Annotated in this window: 10 protein-coding genes and 1 tRNA gene; 3 read left to right on the forward strand and 8 right to left on the reverse strand. The window is 62.3% G+C overall.

Features of this window, described 5'->3' with window-relative positions; genetic code table 11:
* Positions 1-180: 180 nt before the first annotated feature.
* Entirely contained in the window at positions 181-678 is a 498-nt protein-coding gene (locus EOA22_RS19610) for a prolyl-tRNA synthetase associated domain-containing protein (protein ID WP_027162861.1), read from the reverse strand.
* A gap of 255 nt (positions 679-933) precedes the next feature.
* Between EOA22_RS19610 and EOA22_RS19615 the strand changes: the two genes are divergently transcribed.
* Together EOA22_RS19615 and EOA22_RS19620 are read left to right on the forward strand one after the other, a co-directional pair.
* Positions 934-1,008 (forward strand) — tRNA-Gly (locus EOA22_RS19615).
* 195 nt (positions 1,009-1,203) lie between these two features.
* On the forward strand, positions 1,204-1,767 hold the full coding sequence (locus EOA22_RS19620) for a type 1 glutamine amidotransferase domain-containing protein (RefSeq protein ID WP_013528771.1): 564 nt from the start codon (positions 1,204-1,206) through the stop codon (positions 1,765-1,767).
* A gap of 43 nt (positions 1,768-1,810) precedes the next feature.
* On the opposite strand, the gene EOA22_RS19625 is transcribed toward EOA22_RS19620, so the two are convergent.
* Positions 1,811-2,599 (reverse strand): SapC family protein, encoded by a 789-nt coding sequence (locus EOA22_RS19625; RefSeq protein ID WP_127390155.1) that lies wholly within the window; start codon positions 2,597-2,599, stop codon positions 1,811-1,813.
* A gap of 236 nt (positions 2,600-2,835) precedes the next feature.
* On the opposite strand from EOA22_RS19625, the gene EOA22_RS19630 reads away from it, so the two are divergent.
* On the forward strand, positions 2,836-3,231 hold the full coding sequence (locus tag EOA22_RS19630; RefSeq protein ID WP_244514245.1) for a hypothetical protein: 396 nt from the start codon (positions 2,836-2,838) through the stop codon (positions 3,229-3,231).
* A 72-nt stretch (positions 3,232-3,303) separates the two neighbouring features.
* On the opposite strand, the gene EOA22_RS19635 is transcribed toward EOA22_RS19630, so the two are convergent.
* From EOA22_RS19635 to EOA22_RS37725, 6 genes are all read right to left on the reverse strand, one after another.
* Positions 3,304-3,840 carry a GNAT family N-acetyltransferase gene (locus EOA22_RS19635; RefSeq protein ID WP_244514246.1) on the reverse strand — a complete coding sequence of 179 codons (537 nt, stop codon included), beginning with the start codon at positions 3,838-3,840 and terminating at the stop codon, positions 3,304-3,306.
* Between the two features lie 11 nt (positions 3,841-3,851).
* Positions 3,852-5,174 (reverse strand): hypothetical protein, encoded by a 1,323-nt coding sequence (locus EOA22_RS19640; RefSeq protein WP_063169578.1) that lies wholly within the window; start codon positions 5,172-5,174, stop codon positions 3,852-3,854.
* Between the two features lie 33 nt (positions 5,175-5,207).
* On the reverse strand, positions 5,208-5,732 hold the full coding sequence (locus tag EOA22_RS19645; RefSeq protein WP_063169579.1) for a tail fiber protein: 525 nt from the start codon (positions 5,730-5,732) through the stop codon (positions 5,208-5,210).
* 10 nt (positions 5,733-5,742) lie between these two features.
* On the reverse strand, positions 5,743-6,243 hold the full coding sequence (locus tag EOA22_RS19650; protein ID WP_063169580.1) for a tail fiber protein: 501 nt from the start codon (positions 6,241-6,243) through the stop codon (positions 5,743-5,745).
* Between the two features lie 13 nt (positions 6,244-6,256).
* The gene (locus tag EOA22_RS19655) at positions 6,257-6,763 is read right to left on the reverse strand and encodes a tail fiber protein (protein WP_063169581.1); all 507 of its coding nucleotides are present in this window, start codon (positions 6,761-6,763) and stop codon (positions 6,257-6,259) included.
* 139 nt (positions 6,764-6,902) lie between these two features.
* A partial coding sequence (locus tag EOA22_RS37725; protein WP_164755651.1) for a hypothetical protein occupies positions 6,903-7,181 on the reverse strand: 279 nt, incomplete at its 5' end.

Here is a 7,181-nt window from a genome sequence, read left to right on the forward strand (position 1 = left end):
CGCCGGCGCCGGCGCGGTTCCACCATACTGCACCGAGGTGGTGTACTGGCCGCCATTGCCGCCAAAGGGGCCGCCGAACGGATTGTTGTCGCTCATCTCTTTACCCTTCCGTGGCGCCGCCGGCCGGCGGCCAGGCGCCCTATGCTTCAGACCATCGGTTTTAAGCCATCCATGTGGCGATCACGCGGAGACTTTCAAGATAGCAGCATCGTGCCCGGTTGCCTCGACGAATCTGATCAGGTCGCTCGCTGCGATCGATGTCGTCGCCTCATTGGTCAGCGGATGCCCATTGATCACCGCATGCTCCATCAAATCCTTGTCGAGCACGAGCTTGACCCTGTTTGCCGTGTCGTTGATGATGCCAAAGACCGTGACGGCGCCCGGCGTGACGCCGAGCAGCTCCATCAGCATCTCCGGTTTGCCGAAAGAAACCCGGCTGGCGGCGCCGATCACCTGGTGGATCTGCTTCAGGTCGACGACCGCGTCCTCGCCGACGGTGACCAGAAAGAAATTGTCCTTCTTGTCCTTCAGGAACAGGTTTTTCGTGTGCCCGCCGGCGATCTCGCCGCGCAGCGCCTGCGAATCGGCGACGGTATAGAGCGGTGGATGGCGCTTGGTCGAGGCAGCAATGCCCAGCTCGGCAAGAAAGGCAAAAAGTTCGGCTTCGGTCTTCGGCATCGGTTTCGTCTTCGTCCCGTTTGTGAGCCCATGCCGTTTACGGCCAATGGGGCGGCCGACACAAGGCCGTCATGCGACATCACGGTGAGCGGCACCCGCCCTTTGCGGTGGCGCCCCCGCCGCGTGCCACTCGCGCGCCCGCCGGCGGCTTGCCGGCCTCGCTTGCCGGGTCGTAAAAAAGCCTGCGATTTCCCTGTTGCAATCGCCGCGCTCTTCAGCCATATAGGCCCGGCTTGCGGCCAAGACGCCGTGCGAGCGGGTGTAGCTCAGGGGTAGAGCACAACCTTGCCAAGGTTGGGGTCGAGCGTTCGAATCGCTTCACCCGCTCCAGTTTCCTCTTAGGAAATCAAGCATCGAAAAGCCGCGGTCCGCCGCGGCTTTTTCGTTTTTGGACATTGTCGAACTGGGAGCTTGGGCCGAACTGCGCTTCGTCCATCCGCCTCTCATGTCACATAAAATTACAGCCAGGAACGCTTCCCGCCTCGCCTCGTTAGCCCTCCACCACCTAACGATGGAGAAAAACCAATGCAGGATATTTCCGGTAAGCGCGTCGCTATCCTTGCGACAAACGGGTTCGAACAATCCGAGCTTGAAGTTCCGCTCAAAAAATTACGCGAGGCGGGCGCCGAGGTCGATGTCGTGTCGCTCGCAAGCGGCAAGATCAAAGGCTGGGACCTCAAGGACTGGGGTCGGGAGATTCCTGTCGACAAGACGTTGGATGAGGCGCGGTCGGACGACTATGACGCGATCGTCCTGCCTGGCGGGGTCATCAATCCGGATCTGCTGCGCGTCGAGCGAAAGGCCCTGGACTTCGTCGAATCGTTCTGGTCGGCCAAGAAGGTCGTCGGCGCGATCTGCCATGCGCCCTGGCTTCTCGCCGAGACCGGCATCGTAAGGGGTCGCCGGGTCACGTCTTACAAATCGATCAAGACCGATGTGATCAACGCCGGCGGTCTGTGGGAGGACACCGAAGTCGTCACCGACCAGGGGCTCGTCAGCAGTCGCAATCCCGGCGATCTCGACGCGTTCTGCGACAAGCTCGCCGAGGAGATCAGGGAAGGGCGGCACGACAGAAGGGTTGCTGCCTAGCCGCCTGTCCGCCCAGACGATCGACCGCGCAAGCTTTTCACAGTCAGCCCTTCGCCCCATCCGCCTTCCGCAGCGATGCCTGATGCACCAGCGAGGTCCAGCTGTTGGTCGAGGCGAGGTGGCAATAGAGCAGGCCGAGCGCGCCTGATTTGCGCAGGTCGAGAAACGCCTCGTCGCTCAATTTGTTGAAGGCCGGCTCGTCGATCACCTGGAAGTCGGTGAGGTTGAGCACCTCGCCACCCTCCAGCGTCACCTTGCTCTGGCGCGGCGAAAACAGGCCGTGCGCATCGATCTTTTCGACCATCTCGCGGGTGGCTCGGAAGTCGATCTGGAACTGGTTGCAGAAGGCGAGCGCCTGTCTGGTCGCTTCGGTCGGCTCGTTGCCGGCGAAGAACGGCAGGATCTTGTCGTCGCGCAACGGCGCCAGCAGCTGGTCGACGATGCGATTGCTGGCCCGGTCGGCGCACAGCGTCAGCCGGCCGGCCGATGTCGGGTCTTCGGCCAGGATGAAAGGATAGCGCCGGACATAGGCGGGGATGTAGTGCGGCCCGGTCCATTTGCCGTCGGCATCGACGAACAAATTCTCGTTCTGGCGCACGCCGGTGATGATCACCGGCGACTTGGCCGGGCCGATGAAGACGCTCGGGTAGGAGCGCATCGCCGCCGGCATTTCCGACGCGACCACCGGAATGGCGTGCGCCGAGCGGGCGAAGCCGAAGTCACTGCGCGCGGTCAGGCCAAGCGAGCCGTGCCGCGCCGGATTGAGCGCCTCGGGCCTCGAATAGAACAGCGGCAGCGCATCGCCCGTCACGTCCGTCTTTGCATCCGCCATCATCCGTCTCCCGCACGCCCATCAGGCTGCCAATGGTCCCGAAGCCGGGATCTATGCTTTGTTTGCGCTGATCTTGGATCGAAAGGAATCCCGCGCAGGACAAAGTACTACAGCGTCTCTTGCGCGCATAAAAGGACAGGCGGTGCTGTATCTTTGGGATTTGCGGCGATCGATTGTCTTGGTGAACACGACCGCCGCCTGCCCGCCTCTGGACAGCTTGCGGCGAAGCGGCGACAGTGCCGCCGCTGGAGCAATTCCGGGAAAAGTGTGCAGCGGTTTTCCCCTGGCAATTGCGGAGAAACAAAGAGCTGGATCGGATCCGAACGCTGAACCGCTCCAGCGCAAAGATTGAGGCAAACGGGATGGCGTCGGTGTCGGATTTCGAGCAGGGACAAACCTTCACCATCGAAGCCGGGGGCAAGCAGATCCCGCTCGAACTGAGCGCGGTCAAGCCCATCGCCGCCAGCCCGCGCCCGGGTGGCGGTTTCTCGCTGCTGTTTAGAGGCCCGCGCGACATCGCGCTGCCGCAGGCGACCTACCTTTTCACTGGCACAAGCGGCAGCCACGAGATCTTCATCGTGCCGGTCGCCGCCGATGCGGCCGGGCGGCTGTACGAAGCGGTGTTCAACTAGGCGACGTTTGCTCTTTGAGGCGACGCTTGCGCTGCGGCGCGAAACCTTGACGCCAGCGGGACAGCCATCGTCTCACCCCGCCCCGCCACTCGGCGCCGCACATTCCATCAAATCGTATACACCCTTGTCCTCGACCACCGCAAAACCGAGCCTGACATAGAGCCACCTGGCCGGATTGTGCTTCTCGACGTGGATCGATACTGATTTGCCGGCTAACCATGCCTCGTCGATGAGATCGCGCAGCAGTGCGGTGCCGTAGCCCTTGCGGCGATGCTCCGGCAGGAAGGCAATGTCGATGATGCGGTGCTGGCCTGGCCAGCGCTCGATGTAGAGCCGGCCGATGTCTTTCCCCGCTCGTTCCACCACCAGCCAGTCGGCCTCGGGATAGTGTTTTCGGTAATGCGCGTGCTGCGCCTGGAACTGCATGTCGAGGAAGGCGGCCTTCTGTGCCTCGGTCCACGCCGTCACGGCGAGTTCTTCCACGCGCGTCGAGGCATAGAGCCGCGACAGGAACGGCAGATCCGCCTCTGTCGCGGCGCGGAAGCCGAGCCCGGCCTTCTCCGACCGGGACCAGGCTGCGAGCCGATACGCCTGCTTTGCCTCTGTCACGCTGCCTGACGTCAGACCGGCGGCGTCAGGTCGCGCACGACGACGATCTGCTTGAGGTTGCTGGTGGCCAGCGCCGTCCACGTCCACTCCCATTCGGAGCTGTCCATGGCCATCTGGTTGATGGTCCACAGACCATTTGTGCCGTCGTTCTGGACCATCATCGAAAACAGGGCAAGGCGGCCATCGGCATTGTAGTCGAGCGACAGGCTGGTGTTGGCGCCGGAGCCGCCGAAATCGCGCCATCCCGACCAGTTCTGGGTGGCGGCGTCATATTGGGCGTTGAAGGAGTGGACATGCTGCTGGTCGGAGGCGACCAGCATGATGTCGCCGTCGCCCTGGATGCCGGCGCAGAGCGTGTATTTGGGAACCCTGCTGTAACCGGGCGTCGCCCAGGCCGTCCAGGTGTCGGAGCCGGCCGGCAATTGCTTGGTGTGCAGGACCTGGCCTTGCTGCGTCATGGCAAACAGATTGGTGCCGCCCAGCGGACCGACAATCGGCGCCATTTCCGTGAAGGGGTAGCCGGCGTCGATCTGCACCCATGGCGTCCAGTCGGCGACCGTCAGCGCCTGGACCTTGGCCTGCTGGCAGCGATAGAGATGGAGGGCGGAGTTGATGCCGAACAGCGCGATGCGGCCGTCTGCCTGGCGCAGCGCCGTGATCGCCACGAGCTGCCCGGTCAGCTGGATCCAGGCGCTCCACGGCTGGACTGGCGGCCTGAGCTCGTCGACGGTGACGACGATCGGCGTCGTCGTGCCGGGCGGCGTGATGGTTTTCTGCACTTGAACAATCACATCCGGGTTCTGGTAGATCCACCAGATGCGGCCCAGATTGTCGGTGAGGAAGATTTCGACGCGGCCATCGGCATCGCGCGCCATCGTCAGTTTCTGATAGGAGGTGGCACCGGGCGGTGTGCCAATGCTCGTCGGCGCGGTCCATTTGTCGATCGGACCGATCTGGTTGGGGTCTTCGGTGATGAAGGACAGGTTGGTGGTGCCCGAGGCTTGCGCGACCACGGCGACGCGACCGTCCCTGGTGAGGCCCGCCGTCATGATCACCCAGGCGCCGGGCGCGATGAACGACCACGCCGCGGGCCATGACCCGTTCGGTGCGTCTTGAGCCTTCTGGATCAACTGACTTTTGGCGGAATCGATGCCCACCACCATCAGCCGCGACAGTTCGAAGAACGCCGCGCCGGCGGGCTTGTTCTGGTAGATGGGCGGGACGCTGGATCGCCGCGAGCGGGCGTTGGCCTTGGAAGCCGCCCGAGGCGCGGGCGCGGGCGTCCTTGCTGCGGGGGCCGATGCCTTCGACCTAGGTTCAGCTTTCTTGGCCATCGTATCGGTCCTGCCTTGTTGATTCGGAATTCCTCAGCCTCTCGGCGGGAAAAAGCCTTCCAGCGCGATGCAAAAAGTCAATGTCAGGTAGGGCATGCGATTGTTGTGCGGCAGACTGCCACCTGCCGGAGCCAGCATGTTCACTGCCATCGACACGATGTTAGCGGTCGTGTTCTTGTAGGCGTTGGCGTTGCTCGACCTGGCGATCGCCCGATCCGGCGTCGGGATCTGAAGCTCGGCAGGGTCGGTTACGGCGCGGATGTTGTGATTGTGCATCGGCATTTCCGATTCCAGTAGAGACACGGTATCCGAGCCACCGAACTGCCCTAGATCATAAAGCGCCAACCCTTGACCCTGGCCGGGTTGCATCGGCACATTGCCTTGCATGTCCGGCAAGCTGAAGGTCGATCTGCCATCGCCGCCATAGGTCGTGCCCAGCAGCGAGAACAAGGCCGTGTTTTGCGAGATCGGCATGAGCTGACCGTCGCAGGTCGCCCAGCCCCTGGGTGCGAAGTTGGACGGAAAAATTCGGATTTCCGCGACGAATTGGTCCGACATGGTCCTGTCCTTATGTTTGGGTCGGGAAAACGCCGAACAGTGAAATGATGAAATTGACACAGAGGTAAGGCTGCAGGTTGCTGTGAGGCTGGCTGCCACCCGTCATGCCGACCACAGGGTTGGCGAGGTTCGCCGTCGGTGTGTCCTCGACATAGAGCTTGCCTGTAGACGATTGGGCCACAACGTTGTTGGCGGGGCTCGTCTGGTTGGAGACGCTGCTCGTCGCCAGCATGGCGTGAGTGTGGCCGGTCATTTGCTGTATGTTCAGCGTCACGTCCTCGACGCCGCCGGTTTGCCCGATGATGAAACCGGTTCCCTGATGGACCGGCACGCGGCTGGCCAGGTTCGGCAGGTTGAATGTCTCCTGACCGTCGCCGCCATAGGTCGTGCCGATCAACTGGAACAGGGCATCGTTTTCGGAGATGGGTATCGTCTGGCCCTGACAGAACGCCCATCCGGCGGGCGCAAAGTTCCCCGCGAACATGCGAATCTCGCCGATGTAAACTGTCATGACTGCGCGTCCTTCAATTCCGCGACGGGAAGATACCTTGCAGGGCGATGCAAAAATTCAGCACCAGATAGGGCTGCATGTTTTCATGTGCCTGGCTGCCGCCCATCGTGGTGACGCTGCTGGGCACCAGCGTTGTCAGGTTCGATGTCGCGGGCGCGTAAAGCTGCGCGGGCGACGCCGCAAGCACATTGCCGCTGGCGACGAAGAGATCGCCGGAATCCGATGTCGCGCTGGCGGTGTGAGAATGCTGGGGAATCTCGGGCAGTGTGAGCGTATGCGCCTGCTCGCCGCCCCGCTCGCCCAGGAGATGACCTTGGCCGCCAGTATGAGTTGGCACGCGCCCGCGCAAATCGGGCAAGGCGAAAGTCGTTTGCCCATTGCCGCCATAGGTCGTGCCCAGCAGAGCAAACAATGCCTGGTTCTGGTTGATCGGCAGGAGCTGTCCGTCGCAGAACGCCCAACCTTGGGGAGGGAAGTTGAAAGAAATCAACTTGATTTCCGAGAGATACGGCTCGGCCATATACACCCCCAAACGTTCAATTTGTAGTAAAAAGCCAATCTCTACATGACGTTACGTTAGATCACCCACCGCCACAAAGCAATCTGCTCGGCCAATACATTTTGTAATTTATTCCAGCGCCACCGCGCGCAACGCCCGCCTATGGCAGGGGCGGCTCCGTAACCCCAACAATGGTCCCGAAGCCGGTGTTGTTGTGGTCGGCGGCCACTGTCGCGGCACCGCCACCCGAATGGCTGTTGAGACTGGCGAGATAGGCCTGAACCGCCGTGTCGTCGGTGGCGCTGCCGGCATAGCCTTCGATCTTGTCGATCACATTGAACCGCTGCCGCACGCGGATATCGGTGACGCCAGCTGACGGATCGACGCTCAGCGTATTTCCATGGATATCAAAAGTCAGCGCGCCATTGTCGGGCGTGCC

This window comes from Mesorhizobium sp. M7A.F.Ca.US.014.04.1.1 (assembly GCF_003998745.1).
Taxonomy (GTDB): domain Bacteria; phylum Pseudomonadota; class Alphaproteobacteria; order Rhizobiales; family Rhizobiaceae; genus Mesorhizobium; species Mesorhizobium ciceri.